The organism is Microbacterium sp. KU4F (assembly GCF_056868075.1).
This window is the reverse complement of sequence record NZ_CP200324.1, coordinates 1,405,408-1,422,112: the sequence shown is the minus strand read 5'-3', so window position 1 is coordinate 1,422,112 and position 16,705 is coordinate 1,405,408. Positions and strand designations below refer to the sequence as shown.

General features: G+C 68.0%; 10 protein-coding genes and 1 pseudogene. 7 read left to right on the top strand and 4 right to left on the bottom strand.

From position 1 onward, the window contains the following. Nucleotides 1–97: 97 nt before the first annotated feature. Nucleotides 98–4,126 (top strand): annotated as a pseudogene (locus AC1VNH_RS07215) (ExeM/NucH family extracellular endonuclease); the annotation flags it as partial. Nucleotides 4,127–5,055: 929 nt separating this feature from the next. Here the strand turns inward: AC1VNH_RS07215 and AC1VNH_RS07210 are convergent. Further along, nucleotides 5,056–6,087, bottom strand: coding sequence for a LacI family DNA-binding transcriptional regulator (locus AC1VNH_RS07210; RefSeq protein WP_483110603.1), 1,032 nt, complete (start codon nucleotides 6,085–6,087; stop codon nucleotides 5,056–5,058). 282 nt (nucleotides 6,088–6,369) lie between these two features. Here AC1VNH_RS07210 and AC1VNH_RS07205 point away from each other — a divergent pair, with 282 nt between their 5' ends. The 4 genes from AC1VNH_RS07205 (at nucleotide 6,370) to AC1VNH_RS07190 (ending at nucleotide 12,659) form a co-directional block, all read left to right on the top strand. After that, nucleotides 6,370–7,701, top strand: coding sequence for an ABC transporter substrate-binding protein (locus AC1VNH_RS07205; protein ID WP_483110601.1), 1,332 nt, complete (start codon nucleotides 6,370–6,372; stop codon nucleotides 7,699–7,701). A 99-nt stretch (nucleotides 7,702–7,800) separates the two neighbouring features. After that, entirely contained in the window at nucleotides 7,801–9,135 is a 1,335-nt protein-coding gene (locus AC1VNH_RS07200; RefSeq protein WP_483110599.1) for a carbohydrate ABC transporter permease, read from the top strand. Further along, nucleotides 9,132–10,106 (top strand): carbohydrate ABC transporter permease, encoded by a 975-nt coding sequence (locus AC1VNH_RS07195; RefSeq protein ID WP_137417799.1) that lies wholly within the window; start codon nucleotides 9,132–9,134, stop codon nucleotides 10,104–10,106. Before AC1VNH_RS07200 ends, AC1VNH_RS07195 begins: the two co-directional genes overlap by 4 nt. 87 nt (nucleotides 10,107–10,193) lie before the next feature. Further along, on the top strand, nucleotides 10,194–12,659 hold the full coding sequence (locus tag AC1VNH_RS07190) for an HAD-IC family P-type ATPase (RefSeq protein WP_483110598.1): 2,466 nt from the start codon (nucleotides 10,194–10,196) through the stop codon (nucleotides 12,657–12,659). On the opposite strand, the gene AC1VNH_RS07185 is transcribed toward AC1VNH_RS07190, so the two are convergent. Genes AC1VNH_RS07185 through AC1VNH_RS07175 form a run of 3 tightly spaced genes read right to left on the bottom strand, consistent with a single transcriptional unit; the run spans nucleotide 12,614 to nucleotide 14,423 of the window. Beyond that, entirely contained in the window at nucleotides 12,614–13,036 is a 423-nt protein-coding gene (locus AC1VNH_RS07185) for a hypothetical protein (RefSeq protein ID WP_483110597.1), read from the bottom strand. The genes AC1VNH_RS07190 and AC1VNH_RS07185 overlap by 46 nt on opposite strands. A gap of 24 nt (nucleotides 13,037–13,060) precedes the next feature. After that, a complete protein-coding gene (locus AC1VNH_RS07180) occupies nucleotides 13,061–13,714 on the bottom strand; it encodes a DUF305 domain-containing protein (protein ID WP_483110596.1) in 654 nt (217 codons plus the stop codon). Nucleotides 13,715–13,718: 4 nt separating this feature from the next. After that, the gene (locus tag AC1VNH_RS07175; RefSeq protein WP_483110595.1) at nucleotides 13,719–14,423 is read right to left on the bottom strand and encodes a DUF3105 domain-containing protein; all 705 of its coding nucleotides are present in this window, start codon (nucleotides 14,421–14,423) and stop codon (nucleotides 13,719–13,721) included. 214 nt (nucleotides 14,424–14,637) lie between these two features. Here AC1VNH_RS07175 and AC1VNH_RS07170 point away from each other — a divergent pair, with 214 nt between their 5' ends. Together AC1VNH_RS07170 and AC1VNH_RS07165 are read left to right on the top strand one after the other, a co-directional pair. Next, entirely contained in the window at nucleotides 14,638–15,987 is a 1,350-nt protein-coding gene (locus AC1VNH_RS07170; protein ID WP_483110593.1) for a multidrug effflux MFS transporter, read from the top strand. Nucleotides 15,988–16,041: 54 nt separating this feature from the next. Further along, entirely contained in the window at nucleotides 16,042–16,668 is a 627-nt protein-coding gene (locus tag AC1VNH_RS07165; protein WP_483110591.1) for a phosphatase PAP2 family protein, read from the top strand. Nucleotides 16,669–16,705 lie beyond the last annotated feature (37 nt).

The following is a 16,705-nucleotide window of genomic DNA, read 5'->3' as shown; positions in this document are numbered from 1 at the left end:
TGCGTCTCGTCGCATAGCATCCGCGGATGAGAGCAATCTCATCGAACCGTCATCTTCTCGTAAGCCGCGGAGGGGTCCTCTCTTCGTAGTCTCCTGAATGTCCCCCCAGCAAAACCTCAGGAGATCCATGTCCCCCTCCCAGCCGAGGCGCCCTCTCGCGGCGCTCGCCTTCGGGATCGGAACCGCGGTCGTCGCAGGCATGTTCGTGCCCGCCGTCGCCGTCGAGCCCGCCGATGTCATCATCAACGAGGTGTACCTCAAGGGCGGAAGCGCCAACGCTCCGTTCCACAAGAAGTTCGTCGAGCTGTACAACGCCGGCGACACCGCGCAGAGCCTGGACGGCTGGTCGCTCCAGTACCGCTCAGCCGACGGAACCGGCGGACCCTCGGTCACCGAGCCGCTGAGCGGCGTCATCGAGCCCGACGACTACTACCTGATCGCGTGGAACGGCAACGGCGCCGTGGGTGCCGAGTTGCCCGTCACCCCGGACCTGTCCTTCGACAAGGGTTTCAACGCCTCCGGCACGACGGGCACGCTCTACCTCGCGGACACCACGCAGGCGCTGACGCTTCCCACCGGATCCGTCGTCGAGCAGCAGCACGTCGTCGATCTCCTCGGCTACGGCGCATCCAAGACGTTCGAGACGAGTGTGGCCCCGGTCACCGGCAACAACAGCGTCCCCAACTCTCTCGCCCGCACGAACTTCGTCGACACCGACAACAACGCGGCCGACTTCAGCCACCCCGTGCAGATCACACCGCAGGCATCCGCAACCTCCGGCACCGACCCGGGAACCGACCCCGATCCCGGCACGGACCCGGATCCCGGCACCGACCCGGATCCCGGCACGCCCGCACTCAGGACGATCGCCGAGATCCAGGGCTCCGGCAACGCGACACCGCTGCTGGGCCAGACGGTCACCACACGCGGCGTCGTCACCGGTGCTTACGCGGAGGGCGGCTTCAACGGCTTCACCATCCAGACTCCCGGCACCGGCGGCGCGGTGGATGCCTCGCACACCGCTTCCGACGCCGTCTTCGTCTATGGCGGAACAGGACAGGCCGGCGCAGCCCTCGCCGCGAAGGCCCCGATGGGCGCCTACGTCGAGGTGACCGGCGTGGCCGGTGAGTACTCGAGCGTCAAGGACGACGCCCAGACCCTCACCCAGCTCAACGTCTCGGCCGGCTCGGTCACCACGATCGACGAGCAGGTCGCGGCCGTGACGCCGGTGCCCCTTTCCTGGCCGATCGCGCCCGCGGACCGCGAGAAGTTCGAGAGCATGCTCGTGACGCCCCAGGGCCGGTTCACGGTGAGCAACACGTACACGACGAACCAGTTCGCCGAGATCGGGCTCGCCTCCGGCGACAAGCCGCTCATCACGCCGACGGATGTCGCGCGTGTGGGCACCCAGGAGTACACGGACGCCGTCGCCGACAACGCCGCGCGCGGTGTCGTGCTCGACGACGGCGCGTCGATCAACTTCCTCGGCGGCTCGACCAACAAGGCGATCCCGTTGCCGTACCTCACCGACGTCCCTGTCACGGTGGGCGGCGCAGTGTCGTTCACGCAGCCGGTGATCCTGGACTACCGCAACGGTGCCTGGAAGGTGCAGCCGACCACACAGCTCAAGGCCGGCGACCCTCTGCCCGTCACCATCGGATCGGCGCGCGCCGCATCCGCGCCCGACGCGGTCGGCGGCGACATCTCGATCGCCAGCTTCAACGTGCTGAACTACTTCACGACCACTGCCGCGGAGGTGGGCTGCACGTCGGTCTACACCGACCGTGACGGTACCCCCATCACGGCGAACCAGTGCCCGAACAACGGCCCGCGTGGCGCGGCGACCGACGTCAGCCTGAAGCGTCAGCAGGACAAGATCGTCGACGCGATCAACCACCTCGGCACCGAGGTCGTCTCGCTCGAGGAGATCGAGAACTCGGCGGCGTTCGGCAAGAACCGCGACACCGCCCTGTCGAGCCTCGTCGACGCGCTGAACGCCGATCTCGGCAAGGACGAGTGGGCCTATGTGCCCTCGCCCAGCCAGGTGCCCGCCGGTGAGGACGTCATCCGCACCGCGTTCATCTACAAGGCCGATGAGGTATCGCCGATCGGCGACTCCGTCATCGATCTCGATGCCGCCTTCGTCAACGCGCGACGCCCGCTCGCTCAGGCGTTCGCGCCCAAGGGTGAGACGGATGCCGCCTTCCTGGCGATCGTCAACCACTTCAAGTCGAAGGGGGACAACCGCGACAACCCGGCCACGGGCGACAACGCCAACGGGCCGCAGGGCGCCTACAACGGCGACCGGGTCCGCCAGGCGCACGCGCTCGTGGACTTCGCCGACGAGCGGAAGGCTGCGGCCGGAACAGACCGCGTGTTCCTGCTCGGAGACTTCAACTCGTACACGCAGGAAGACCCCATGCAGGTCTTCTACGCGTCCGGGTACACCGACCTCGGATCGCGCACGGGCAAGCACACGTACTCGTTCGACGGCGCGAGCGGTTCGCTCGACCACGTCCTCGCGTCGTCCGCCGCGGCCAAGATGGTCACCGGCGTCGATGTGTGGAACATCAACGCGGGGGAGTCGATCGCGCTCGAGTACAGCCGGTACAACTACAACGCGACGAACTTCTACGACGTCTCGCCCTACCGCTCCAGCGACCACGACCCCGTCGTGGTGGGCGTCGCGTGGAACCCGACCGTCCCGATCAACCTGCTGAACATCAACGACTTCCACGGTCGGATCGACGCCAACACGGTGAAGTTCGCCGGCACGGTCGAGCAGTTGCGCGCCGAGTACGGCGACGACAACACGCTGTTCCTCTCCAGCGGTGACAACATCGGCGCCTCGCTGTTCGCCTCCTCCTTCGAGGACGACCAGCCGACGATCGATGTGCTCAACGCCCTCGGTCTGAAGGCGTCGACCGTCGGCAACCATGAGTTCGACAAGGGCTTCGCCGATCTGAAGGATCGCGTGCAGCCCGCCGCCGACTTCACGTACCTGGGCGCGAACGTCTACAAGAAGGGCACCACGACGCCGGCGCTTCCCGAGTACGCGACCTTCGAGGTGGATGGGCTCACGGTCGCGGTCATCGGCGCCGTCACCGAGGAGACGCCGACGCTGGTCACGCCGGCAGGCATCACGGACATCGAGTTCGGAGACCCGGTGGATGCGGTCAACCGCGTTGCGGCGAAGCTCGAGGCCGAAGGCAACGTCGATGTGATCGTGGCCGAGTACCACGAGGGCGCCGCCTTCAGTCAGGCCGATGTCGCGACTCTGCCGGAGAAACTCGAGGAGGGGAAGGCGTTCACCGACATTGTGCAGAAGACCTCGGCATCCGTCGACGCGATCTTCACGGGTCACACGCACATGAAGTACGCGTGGAACGCACCGATTCCTGGGGAGCCCGGAAAGACCCGCCCCGTCGTCCAGACCGGAAGCTACGGCGAGAATATCGGGCGCGTCGTGCTCAACGTCGACGCGGACAGCGGCGACGTCATCTCGTACGAGGCGGAGAACGTCGAGCGCACGAAGACCGATGACGCGCAGCTCGTCGCCACCTACCCGCGGGTGGCGGAGGTCAAGAGGATCGTGGACGGCGCCCTCGCCCGCGCGAAGGCCGTCGGCGACAAGCCGATCGGTTCGGTGACCGCCGACATCACCAGCGCGTTCGCTGGCGGGGCGTACACGGGCGGCGTCTACGCCGGTGGCACGCGCGACAACCGCGCGGCGCAGTCGACGCTCGGGAACCTCGTCGCCGACTCGCTCGTGGCGACGCTGTCCGACCCGCTTCGGGGCGGCGCCGAGATCGGCGTGGTGAACCCCGGTGGTCTTCGTGCCGAGCTCCTGCGCGGCGACGACGGCGTGATCACGTTCGCCGAGGCGAACGCGGTGCTGCCCTTCGTGAACAACCTCTGGACGACGACCCTCACGGGGGCCCAGTTCACGCAGGTGCTCGAGGAGCAGTGGCAGATCGATGAGGAAGGCCAGGTCCCGTCGCGGCCTTACCTCGCCCTCGGTCTCTCGAAGAACGTGACCTACACCTACGACGCGGATGCGCCGCAGGGATCCCACATCACGGGCGTCTGGATCGACGGGAAGCCGATCGATCCGAAGGGTTCGTACCGGATCGGCTCGTTCAACTTCCTGCTGACCGGCGGCGACAACTTCCGCACCTTCAAGGAGGGCACCGATACGCGCGATTCGGGTCTCATCGACCGGGACGCCTGGATCTCGTACCTGACGGCGAACAGCCCGGTTTCGCCGAGCTACGCCAGCCGCAGTGCCGAGGTGACGGGGCTTCCCGCATCCGCCGCCCGCGGTGCGCAGGTCTCGTTCCAGGTGGGCGGGCTGAACCTCACCTCGCTCGGCAGCCCGGAGACGACCTCGCTGCTGGTGAGCATCGAGGGCAGCACGGCCGTCATCGATCCGGTGACCGTCACGAACGGAGCGGCAACGGTCGCCTTCACGGTGCCCGCCGACGCTCCGGCAGGCAGCACGATCGTCCTCCAGGCGCCGCAGACGGGCACGGAGCTCCGCCTGCCGCTGAAGGTGACCTCCGACACACCGCCGACGACGACGCCGCAGCCCGCGGACCTGAGCCAGCTCGTGTCCGCCCTGCAGGATCTCATCAAGGTCATCACGGGCGAGCTGCGCGCCGGAGCCACGATCACGATCCACGTCGGCACGCAGTACGCGGGCGACTGGGTGACGGTCTGGCTGTACTCGACGCCGCGGCAGCTGGGGGATGGCATCAGGTGGATGCGGCGGGCAACGTCACGGTCACCCTGCCCGCCGATCTCGCGGGCGATCACCGGCTCGTGGTGCTCGATGAGAACGGTCAGGTCATCGGCTGGCAGGCGGTCTCCATCGCTCCCAGGTCGGGCTCGTTGGCCGCGACCGGTGTTCAAACGCAGTGGATCGCGGGTGGGCTGCTCGCCGCATCGCTGCTGCTCGCGCTCGGCATCGTCGGACGCGCCCTCCCGATGCGTCGACGCAGCTGATCGACGACGGATGACGCGAGGGCGTCGGCGCTTCGGCGCCGGCGCCCTCGTTCACACCGTGGCGTCGGCCGCGGCGCGATCCGAACGCAGTGGGCCGGTGGAGCTGCGCACGACCAGTCTCGGCTTGAGGCGCTGGATGACGGGAGCGAGCGTCGGGTCCTGGATCTGGCGCATGAGCAGCTCGACGGCCGCGGCGCCCTGCTCGCGCGGAACTTGGCGGAAGGTTGTCAGCGCGAACATCTCGGCGAACTCGTGGTCGTCGATGCCGATGACGCTCAGTGCCGCCGGAACGTGCAGGCCGAGGCGCCTGGCCGCGATGATGGCACCGATGGCGACCTCGTCGCACGCGGCGACGATCGCGGTGGGGCGCGTGCGCGTATCGCTGAGCAGTTCGACCGCGGCGTCGTAACCGGCGGGCAGCGTCAGCTCCGACTCGGTGTGGGTCGCCTCGTCAGCCAACCCCGCGTCCGCCATCGACTGCATGTAGCCGTCGAGTCGCGACGATTCCACGTGCGGCCAGCGGGTGCGCGAGCCCGCGCCCAGGAAGGCGATGCGACGATGCCCGAGCTCGATCAGGTGCTCGGTGGCGCGCCGGGCGGTCAGCGCATCGTCGAGGGTCACGACACTGGTGCGTTCGTGGTTGCCGACCACGCTCACGACGGGCTTGCCGAGCGCGAGCATGCTGTCCAGCTCGTTCTCCTCGGGTTCGAGCCCGACCGCGATCAGGCCGTCGAACCGCTTGCGCGTCAGGAAGCTCTCGAAGATCCGCTCTCGCGTGTCGCTGCCGGGTTTGGCGTCGTAGAGGGTCAGATCGAGCCCGCGCTCAAGAAGGGCGGCCTGGATGCCCTCCAGTACCTCGGCGAAGAACCACCGGTTGACGTAGGGCATGACCACGCCGATGTTCTGGGTGCGCCCGGTCGACAGGCTCTGCGCGTTCGTCGACGGCACGTAGCCCAGCATCTCGGCTGCGCGCGTGACGCGGTCTCTCGTCTCGTCGGAGACGTAGCCGGAACCGCTGAGCGCGCGCGACGCCGTGGACTTGGAGACACCGGCCTGACGCGCGACGTCGGCGATTCCGCTCATGAGAGCCACCCTCTTCCTCGACGGGTGATGTGGGGACGTTCCACATGCTAGGCCAAACTCGCGTCGATAGGGAACCGGTTCCACACGGTCCCAAAGACGCGGGAGCGCTCCCATGACCGTCTCTGGTCATGGCGGGAGCGCTCCCATAGGCAGGTTATCGAGTTGTGATCGTTCGCTGTTGTGTCGGATGCGGGATTGGATTACGGTGGCCTGGAATCGGTTCCTGAGTGAAGCCGATACGCGGGGCAAGATGCTCCTGCGTGCTCAAAGAGGAGGAATCACATGACCAGGTCACAGCGACGTCGGGTGCTCGTCCCGATGGCTCTGTTGGGAGTCGCCGGCCTTGCACTCGCAGGCTGTGCCGAGACCAGCTCGTCCCAGGGCGGCGGCTCGGTCGAGGGCGCGACGGTCCAGATCGCCGGCGGCATCACCGGTGGGGAGGCGGATGCGCTCAACAAGTCCTTCGAGCAGTTCACCGCCGACACCGGCATCAAGGTCGTCTACACGGGCGACAAGAGCTTCGAGGGCAATATCGTGACGAAGGTGACGGGTGGCTCGGCCCCCGACATCGCGATCGTGCCGCAGCCCGGCCTGCTCAAGTCGCTCATCGATACGGGCGAGGTCAAGGAGGGCTCCGACGCGGTCTCCAAGAACGTCGACGAGTACTGGTCCGCGGACTGGAAGAACTACGGCTCGGCCGACGGCACCTTCTACGCCGCGCCGATGCTCGCGAATGTCAAGGGCTACGTCTGGTACTCGCCCGCGAGCTTCAAGGAGTGGGGTGTCGAGGTCCCCAAGACGTGGGACGATCTGCTGACTCTCACCCAGACGATCCGCGACAAGACGGGCGCCGCACCGTGGTGCGCGGGCTTCGCCTCCGACGCCGCATCCGGCTGGCCGGGTACGGACTGGATCGAGGACCTCGTGCTGCGTCAGTCGGGTGCCGACGTCTATGACCAGTGGGTTGCCAACGAGGTGAAGTTCACCGACCCGCAGATCAAGGAGGCCTTCGAGGCCGTCGGCAAGATTCTCCTGAACCCCGACTACGTCAACGCGGGCTACGGCGACGTCAAGAGCATCAACTCCACCGCCTTCGGCGATGTCGCGGCCGCGGTCGCCGACGGTCGCTGCGCGATGACGCACCAGGCGTCGTTCCTGTCGGCGAACTTCCTCGAGGCCAAGACCGCCTCGGGTGCCACCCCGACGGTCGCCCCCGACGGTGATGTCTACGCGTTCCTGCTGCCCGGCATCACCGCCGACGGCGAGCAGAACGTCGAGGCCGGTGGCGAGTTCGTCGCCGCCTTCAGCGACGACGAAGCCGTGCAGAAGGTCGTGGAGTACATGTCGACTCCCGAGTTCGCCGACGCGCGCGTCAAGCTCGGCGGCGTGATCTCCGCGAACAAGGGCGCCGACCCGTCGCTGGCTTCCAGCGAGTTCCTGACGGACGCGATGAAGACGCTGCAGGACCAGTCCACTGTCGTCCGCTTCGACGCCTCCGACCTGATGCCGGCCACGGTGGGCAACGGATCGTTCTGGAAGGGCATGGTCAACTGGATCGACGGCCGTCCGCTCGACCAGGTGCTCAGCGACATCCAGGCGGGATACGACAACTAATCCCGTCGGCTCGCTCGCGACCGCGGGGTCGCTCGGCACTTCTGCCGGGCGGCCCCGCGGCCCCGCCCGCGGGCGGCCGCCCGGACGACAAGGACCCAGATGTCCCAGACGAAAACGACGGAGCCGCTCGTCTTCCATGACGAGCTCCAGCCTCCGAAATCGCCCCGTGCGCGCAAGATCGCCACGATCATCGCCATCGCCGCCGCGGCTCTCGCCGTTGTGGCGGCCCTTCTTCTGTGGCTGAGCCCGAAGGTCGACGACGCACCGCCGACCTCGCTCGGCTTCTCCCTCAACAGCTTCTTCGTCTGGCTCGGTGGGCTGAACCCCATCGTGCAGATCCCGATCGTCCTGATCGTGTTCGGCGCCGTGGTCGGGCTCGTCCTGCTGCTCATCGAGTTCGCGCCGCGGCGCGGTCGCGGCTACATGTGGCTGCGAGTCGTCGCGTGCTTCGCGATTCCGCTGCTCGCCTTCATGCTGCTGCGTCCGTATCAGAACGCTCTCGTCTACGTGCTCGCCATCGCGCTGGGCGTGGGCGCCCTGCTCTTCTTCGCCGACTATCGTTCCCGCGAAGGTGCGGGATACGTGTTCCAGCTGGTCGTGTTCCTGGCCCCGGCGATGCTGCTGCTCCTGCTCGGCCTCATCTACCCGGCGATCTCGACCTTCTTCCAGTCGTTCTTCGACAAGACGGGTGACAACTTCGTCGGTCTCGAGAACTACATCTGGACGTTCACGAACCCCGAGGGCTTCTGGTCGGTCATCAACACGATCATCTGGGCGTTGTTCGCGCCGACGCTGTCGACCATCATCGGCCTCGCCTACGCCGCCTTCATCGACCGCGCCCGCGGTGAGAAGATCCTGAAGGTTCTCGTGTTCATGCCGGTCGCGATCTCGTTCGTCGGTGCCGGCATCATCTGGAAGTTCGTCTACGACTACCGGCAGGGCGAGCAGATCGGTCTGCTGAACGCGATCGTCACGATGTTCGGCGGCGACCCGGTCGGCTGGCTGGACGCGCAGCCGCTCATCAACACTTTCGCCCTGCTGGCCGTGTTCGTGTGGACGCAGACCGGCTTCGCGATGGTCATCCTCTCGGCGGCGATCAAGGCGATCCCGACCGAGCAGCTGGAGGCCGCGCAGCTCGACGGCGCGTCGGCCTGGCAGCGGTTCAGGAACGTGACCGTTCCCGGCATCCGCTCATCGCTGATCGTCGTGCTCACGACGATCACGATCGCCTCGCTGAAGGTCTACGACATCGTCGCCGTCATGACCGGCGGTCGGTCGAACACCTCGGTGCTGGGCTTCGAGATGGTCAACCAGCAGCAGCGGTTCCAGAGCTACGGGCACTCCTCGGCGCTGGCCGTCGTGCTCTTCCTGTTCGTGCTGCCGCTGATCATCTACAACGCGCGTCAGATGCGCAAGCAGAAGGAGATCCGATGAGCGCCGCCGCCCCGACCACGCCGGCGTTCGACGCCAAGGCTGCGCGCAAGGTCGCGCGCGACACGCGCCGCAACGAGAAGACGGCGCAGAAGCGGATGACGTCGAAGACGGCCACGCTGATCGCGATCATCATCGCGATCTTCTGGACCATCCCGACCTTCAGCCTCTTCGTCACCTCGTTCCGCCCCGGTGCCGACTCCCAGACGAGCGGATGGTGGACGGTCTTCGTCGACCCCGCCTTCACGCTCGACAACTACTTCGACGCACTCACCTCCGGTGGCACCGCGTTGACGCTGGGAGAGTCGTTCCTCAACTCGCTCGCCATCGCCATCCCTGCCACCGCCATCCCGATCGCGCTGGCATCGCTCGCGGCGTATGCGTTCGCCTGGATCGACTTCAAGGGCAAGAACGGCCTGTTCATCTTCGTGTTCGCGCTGCAGATCGTGCCGATCCAGATGGCCCTCGTGCCGCTGCTCAGCCTGTTCTCGCGCGGCCTCGAGATCAACGGCGTCGCCGTCTTCCCCGGCTTCGAGCTGCGCGGAGTGGAGCACAGCTTCGCGACGGTGTGGATCGCGCACGCGATCTTCGCCATGCCGCTGGCGATCTTCCTCCTGCACAACTTCATCTCGGAGATCCCGAGCGAGGTCATCGAGGCGGCGCGCGTCGACGGCGCCGGCCACGGGCAGATCTTCTTCCGTATGATCCTGCCCCTGGCGATGCCGGCGATCGCGTCGTTCGCCATCTTCCAGTTCCTGTGGGTGTGGAACGACCTGCTGGTGGCCACGATCTTCGCGCCGAGCTCATCGCTGCCGTTGACGCAGACGTTGAACTCGCTGTCCGGATCGTGGGGCGACCGCTGGTATCTCCAGTCGGCGGGCACGTTCATCTCGATCATCGTTCCGTTGATCGTGTTCTTCGCCCTGCAGCGGTTCTTCGTGCGCGGCCTGCTGGCCGGCGCGACGAAGGGCTGACACCCCGCGCGACACGCATCAGGGGGCCGTATCCGAGGGGATGCGGCCCCCTGATGCGTTCAGGCGGCAGGCGGATAGGGTGAGCGCATGCATCAGGGGGCGGGCCCATCCGAACAGGCACTGTCGATCGCCGATCCGGACACGGGCCTCGACGCGCAGGAGGCTGCCCGCCGTCTCGCCGCGGGTCTCGGCAACTCGGTCGACGCCGACACGTCGCGCAGCGTCTGGAACATCGTGCGCGCCAACGTGTTCACCCTCTTCAACGGCATCGTCGGCGCGTGCTTCCTCGTGCTGCTGCTGGTGGGCCGGTGGCAGGACGCCCTGTTCGGACTGGCTGCCTTCGCCAACGCGATCATCGGCACGGTGCAGGAGTTCCGCGCCAAGGTCGCCCTCGACCGTCTCGCCCTGCTGAACGCGCCGCGCGCCCGCGTGCGGCGCGAGGGTCGCGAGGCGGAGATCGCGCCGGCGGAGGTCGTGCTCGGCGACGTGCTCGTGCTGCGAGCGGGCGATCAGATCGCTGCGGACGCCGTGCTGGAGCGCTCCGTCGCGTTGCAGGTCGACGAGTCGATGCTCACCGGCGAATCGGATGCGGTCGACAAGCGTCCCGGTGATGAGGTGCTCTCGGGATCGATCGTCGTGGGCGGGGAGGGCGACGCGCGGGTCGACAAGGTCGGTGCGGACTCCTACGCGAATCGTTTCCAGTCCGAGGCCAAGCGCTTCTCGATGGTGCGCAGCGAGCTGCGCACGAGCATCGACCGCGTGCTGAGGTGGGTGAGCTGGGGGATCGGCCCGATCGGGTTGCTCGTGCTCAACGCGCAGGTCATGGTCGCGGGCGGCTGGTCGGTGATCTTCTCCGAGGGGCGCTGGGAGCAGGCGGTCGTCAACACCATCGCCTCGCTCACGGCGATGATCCCGTTGGGGCTTGTCCTGATGACCTCCATCGCGTTCGCTGTGGGGGCGGCGAAGCTCGCGGCCAAGCAGGTGCTGGTCAACGAGCTGCCGGCCGTGGAAGGACTCGCCAGGGTCGACGTCATCTGCCTCGACAAGACCGGCACGCTGACCGAGGGGGAGATCGCTTTCGACGCCGCGCATCCGCTGCCGGACGCGACAGGGGCCTGGGAGAGTGCGCTCGCCTGGTACGGGTCGGCGCCCGATGCCAACGCCACGGCGCGGTGTCTGCGGGAGCCGTACCCGGAGGCGCCCGCCACTGCGCCGACCGCGCGGATCGGCTTCTCGTCCGCCCGCAAGTGGAGCGCGGTCTCGCTGGCCGGCGAGACCTGGGTGCTCGGCGCTCCCGAGATGGTGTTCCCCGAAGAGGCGACCGATGCCGCATCCGTCCTCGGGGGACTCGTGACCGCGCTCGCCTCGCAGGGGTTGCGCACGCTCGTGCTGGCGCAGGCGCCGGTCGAACTCGACGAGAGCGACGTGGCTCAGGAGCGGCTTCCGGCGCGGCTCCGCCCCGTCGCGGTCGTCACGTTCCGGGAGCGCGTGCGCCCGGACGCGGCGCAGACCCTCTCCTACTTCCATGCACAGGGTGTCGGCGTGCGCATCATCTCCGGCGACAACCCGCGCACGGTCGCCGCCATCGCCCGTGACGTGGGGCTCGACGTCGCAGAGGGGTACGACGCGCGCACGCTTCCGGAGGACCCCGAAGCGCTGGCCGACGTGCTCGAGACGCACACGGTGTTCGGTCGGGTGACGCCCGAGCAGAAGAAGGCCATGGTGCTCGCGCTCCAGAGCCGCGGACACACCGTCGCGATGACGGGAGACGGCGTGAACGACGCGCTCGCCATCAAGAGCGCCGACATGGGGATCGCGATGAACTCCGGTGCTGCTGCGACCAAGGCGGTCGCGCGCCTCGTGCTGTTGGACGGCCGGTTCTCGCACCTGCCCGACGTCGTCGCCGAGGGGCGCCAGGTCATCGCGAACATCGAGCGCGTCTCGATGCTGTTTCTCACCAAGACCGCCTACGCGACGGCGTTGGCCGTCCTGTTCGGCACGCTGGTCCTGTCGTTCCCGTTCCTGCCGCGTCAGCTGTCCATCACCGACGGGCTGACCATCGGCATCCCCGCATTCTTCCTCGCGCTCATGCCGAACGCCCGGCGCTACATCCCGGGGTTCCTGCCGCGCTCACTCGCGTTCGCCCTACCCTCCGGGCTCATCGTCGCCCTCACGCTCACCGGATACGCCCTCGTCGCCCGTTCGATCGGCGTCGAAGAGGATCAACTGCGCACGGGCTCGACCATCATCCTGGCGGTCGTGGGCATCTGGATCCTGTCGATCCTGTCGCGTCCGCTGAACCGCTTCAAAGTGATCGTGATCGGGGTCATGTTCCTCGCGCTGATCACGCTGTTCACGGTGCCGTTGTCGATCGAGTTCTTCCAGCTGGTCGATCCCGGCCGCGAGGGAGCGTACGCCCTGACGCTGTTCGTGATCGTCGCGATCGGCGCGATCGAGATCGTGCGCCTGTTCCACGTACGGTTCGTGCGCGCCTCGCTCGCGCGTGCTCAGGGGGCGAAGGGGTCCGGCGCGGCATCCCGCGAGCGGAAGTAGCGCGAACCCAGCGGCGTCCAGAGGACGACGATCAGGGCGATCTGCAAGGCGATCTGCACGAACAGCAGGCCGTCCCAGGCATCGCTGGTGACGATGGTGATCACGTGCAGCGTGAGCTGGATGGCGACGTAGATGGTCACCAGCAGCCGGGAGAGCCGGCTGCCCCGCGCGACTCCGGAGGCGACGGCGAGCGTCAGGAGTCCGAACAGGATGATGCCGGCGCCGATGAGCGAGACGGCCAGCACGTCCTCGGCGGCGACGTCGTAGCGGCTCAGCAGCACGAGGATGCCGAGCACGACGTCGTACGCGCCGGTGAGGGAGACCAGCACGACCGCGAGGGTCACCGCCACGGGGCGGCGGACGTGATGCTGGTTCACGCGACCACCCTAGCGGCCGCCGTGTCAGCCGGCCGAGCAGCCCAGCCGCGCCTGCGAGGCGTGCATCGCATCGATCTCCGCCGTCTGGTTGACCTTCATGGTCTCGGCGACCTGGAGCACCCGGGGGATGCTGCCGCGCTCGAGCACGGCATCGGCCATGGGGATGGCACCCTCGTGGTGACGGATCATGAGCGTCAGGAACTGGCAGTCCAGCGCGGTGCCGGTCGCGTTGCGGAGCTCTGCCAGCTCGGCATCGGTCGCCATTCCCATGGCGGCGCGGAGCTCCGCCGGATCAGCGTCGGCTCCGGCGCCGTGGGCGCTGTGTTCGTCGGTGTCGCCCATCCAGCTCATCAGGGTGCCCTGCTGCGGTACGCCCCACTGCGTCAGCCATTCGAACATCATCCCGTTTTGGGCGGCCTGGCCCGTCGCGATGTCGTAGGAGAGCGCCTTGACCGTGTCGTCGCCGCTGCCCTGGTACGCGATCATCGCCATCTCGACGGCCTGGTCGTGATGCACCTGCATGTCGCGCGCGAAGCCGATGTCGGCCGCGTTGGGTACGGCGGGGCCGTTGCTGAAGAGCGAGAAGCGCCCGATCGCGAAGCCGACCGCGATCACGGCGAGCGTGACCAGCCCGATGGCGATCCATCGGGCCGGTCGGCGCTCAGTGCGTTCGGTCATCGGGTCACTGACGGCCGGGGGCGTCGACGCCGCCGCTGCACACGGCGGTCGGCTCGGGCGCGTTCTGGCTGCGCCAGTACTCCTCGAAGAACTCCGGGATGCGGGTGTCATCGGCCGTGTCGAGCTTGAGCTGCGCGTTCCACGCGCTGAGCACGATGGGGGAGTCGAGGCCCTCGTAGGGCGAGAGCAGCGTGTACGTCTGCGGGAAGTAGCTCTTCAGCGTCTTGAGTTCCGCGTCGCCCACACGTGCGGGGTCGTACGTCACCCAGACCGCACCGTGCTCCATCGAGTGCACGGCGTTCTCGTTGGGGACGGGCTCGGTGTAGATGCCGCAGTTGAGCCAGATCGGGTTGTGCTCGCCGCCGGCAGGCGGGGTCTGCGGATAGTCGACCGGCCCTTCGACGTGATTCGTGGTGTTGGAGAAGGTCTCCACGCCGTCGATCACGGCGCCCGTGGAGTCCTGGGCGCCGTACGTGACGGGCTTCGGGGTGAACACGATCGAGGCGACCACGAGGGCGACGACGACGACCGCCCCTCCGGAGCCGACGACCCACCAGACGAGCTTGCTGCGGCGACGCTTGGCGAGCTGGCGCTGGTACTCGGCGAGCTTCTCCTGACGGCGCTGCTCTCGCTCCTGCTTCTGGGAGCTGGCGATCTTCGCCTGCGTCGCGGGATTGCCGCTCTGGCGCTTGTCGGGCGTCGGGGTCATGTGATGTACGTCCTCGGGTGGGTGCGGGCACGGAAGGGCGGAACACGGGCCATGCTGTCGGCCCGCAAGGATTGTATGCGAACGCATTTTGTGCGGGCTGGGAAGTGGTCTCGGCCGGTGTCGGAGGAGCTCGGATAGAATCGATGTGCCGCTCGAATCGTTTCGAGCTCGGCCCGCCGCTCGGCGCCACCCTCTCCTGCGAACTGGTACTCCTTTGTCTGACGTCCCCGCTCCCGACCGCAACGAGACCACCGCCACCGGTTCGGTGCGCGTGCCGCGCCCGGCGACGGGCGCCATCCGCACGATCGGCTCGAACCCGGCGACCGCCCCCATCGTGCTGCACCCCGGCGATGCGATGCCGACGTGGCGTCGCGTGCTCTACATCGTGCTGCTGGGCGCCCTCACCGCGCTCGGCCCGTTCACGATCGACCTGTACCTGCCGGCGTTTCCGATCCTCGAGGCGGACTTCGACACGACGGCGGCGATGATCCAGCTGACCCTGACGGGGACGACCATCGGCTTCGCGCTGGGACAGCTCGTCGTGGGGCCCCTGAGCGACAAGCTCGGGCGCCGCATCCCACTGCTGATCGTGACGGGCCTGCACGTCGTGGCAAGCGCCGCCGCAGCCTTCGCCCCCGACCTCGTGAGCCTGGGTGTCACCCGCGTGCTCATGGGCGCGGGCGCCGCCGCCGGCGGTGTCGTCGCGGCCGCGATCGTGCGCGACCTGTTCGGCGGTCGCCGGCTCGTGGTCATGCTGTCGCGCCTGGCGCTCGTCTCCGGCGTGGCACCCGTGCTCGCGCCCCTCGTCGGCTCGTGGCTGCTGCAGGTCATGCCGTGGCGTGGGATCTTCGTCGTCCTCGCGATCTACGGCGTCGTCATGCTGGTGTCGGCCCTTGTGTTCATCCCCGAGACCCTGCCGCGCGCACGTCGGCAGGAGCGGGGCTCGACGACGATCTGGCAGCGCTACCGGAGCGTGTTCAGCGACCGCGTCTTCGTGGGCGTGCTGATCATCGGCGGTATGACCTTCAGCGGTCTGTTCTCCTACCTGTCGGCCTCGTCGTTCCTGTTCCAGCAGAGCTACGGCTTCGATGCGCAACAGTACGGTCTGCTGTTCGCCGCGAACTCGGTGGGTCTCGTGATCGGCGTGCAGACCGCATCCCGACTCGCCGCCCGATTCGGCCCGCAGTGGGTGATGGCGTTCTCGACCGCGGCCCTCGTGGTGACCAGTGCCGCCATCATCGTCGGCGATCAGCTGCACCTGGGCGTCTGGGGCACCGTCGTGCCGCTGTTCCTGTTCATGACCACGTGCGGATTCACCTTCCCGTGCGTGCAAGTGCTCGCGCTCGACCGGCACGGCAACGCCGCGGGAACCGCCCAGTCGATCATCGGGGCCACGAACTTCGGCGTCGCCGGCATCATCTCCCCGCTCGTGGGCGGGCTCTCGCACGGGGCGCCCATCTCGCCCACGACCATGGCATCGGTGATGGTCGGGTGCGGCGTGATCGCCGCGCTGTCGCTCTGGTTCATCGTGCGCCCGCGCACGGTCGCTCAGCTCGCGCCCTGATACACCATCGCGATCCACCCCGCGGATCCCGCATGCGGGTGCCAGACTGAGGCGATGAACCAGCCCAGCGCGCCCTCGCTTCGAGGCATCCTGTGGATCGGGGGAGGGCTCGTCGCGCTCGGGGTGGCGATCGGGGTGTGGATCGCGCTGAGCGGCGACGCCCCGTTCGCCATCGACACCGCCTGGAACGATCTGCTCGCCGCGGCTACCTGGCCGTTCCTCGCACAACTCTCGCTGTTCCTCAACGTCGCCGGAGGGACGCTGGTCGGCTCGCTCGTCGTGCCCGTCGTCGGCGTCACGCTCCTCATGTTGGCGCGACGCCCCTGGTGCGCCGCGACGCTCGTGATCGCGATCGCGGCGAGCGCTCTCGTCGTGCAGATCCTGAAGAACGTGTTCGCGCGCGGTCGCCCCGCGGACATGACCGTCATCAGCGATTTCGGCTCGTACCCCTCAGGCCACGTGGCGAACGCCGCGACGGTGGCGACGATGCTCGTCGTGCTGCTGCCGCGGTTGTGGACGATCATCGTCGCCGCTGCGTGGGTGCTGCTCATGGCGTTCAGTCGCACCTACCTGCACGCGCACTGGCTCACCGATGCGATCGGCGGCATGGCCGTCGGCGTGGGCGTCGCGCTGGTGTGCGTCGCGCTTCTCGGACGCCGCCTCGAGCCCGAGCGCCGCTGAGGCTGCTTTCACGCGGGGCCTGTCAAGAGCCGGTCCC

Bases quoted from the DNA above. Each gene is read 5' to 3' on its own strand.
- AC1VNH_RS07210 (WP_483110603.1), bottom strand. From the start codon at position 6,087: ATGAGCGGAATCGCCGACGTCGCGCGTCAGGCCGGTGTCTCCAAGTCC.
- AC1VNH_RS07205 (WP_483110601.1), top strand. From the start codon at position 6,370: ATGACCAGGTCACAGCGACGTCGGGTGCTCGTCCCGATGGCTCTGTTG.
- AC1VNH_RS07200 (WP_483110599.1), top strand. From the start codon at position 7,801: ATGTCCCAGACGAAAACGACGGAGCCGCTCGTCTTCCATGACGAGCTC.
- AC1VNH_RS07195 (WP_137417799.1), top strand. From the start codon at position 9,132: ATGAGCGCCGCCGCCCCGACCACGCCGGCGTTCGACGCCAAGGCTGCG.
- AC1VNH_RS07190 (WP_483110598.1), top strand. From the start codon at position 10,194: ATGCATCAGGGGGCGGGCCCATCCGAACAGGCACTGTCGATCGCCGAT.
- AC1VNH_RS07180 (WP_483110596.1), bottom strand. From the start codon at position 13,714: ATGACCGAACGCACTGAGCGCCGACCGGCCCGATGGATCGCCATCGGG.
- AC1VNH_RS07175 (WP_483110595.1), bottom strand. From the start codon at position 14,423: ATGACCCCGACGCCCGACAAGCGCCAGAGCGGCAATCCCGCGACGCAG.
- AC1VNH_RS07165 (WP_483110591.1), top strand. From the start codon at position 16,042: ATGAACCAGCCCAGCGCGCCCTCGCTTCGAGGCATCCTGTGGATCGGG.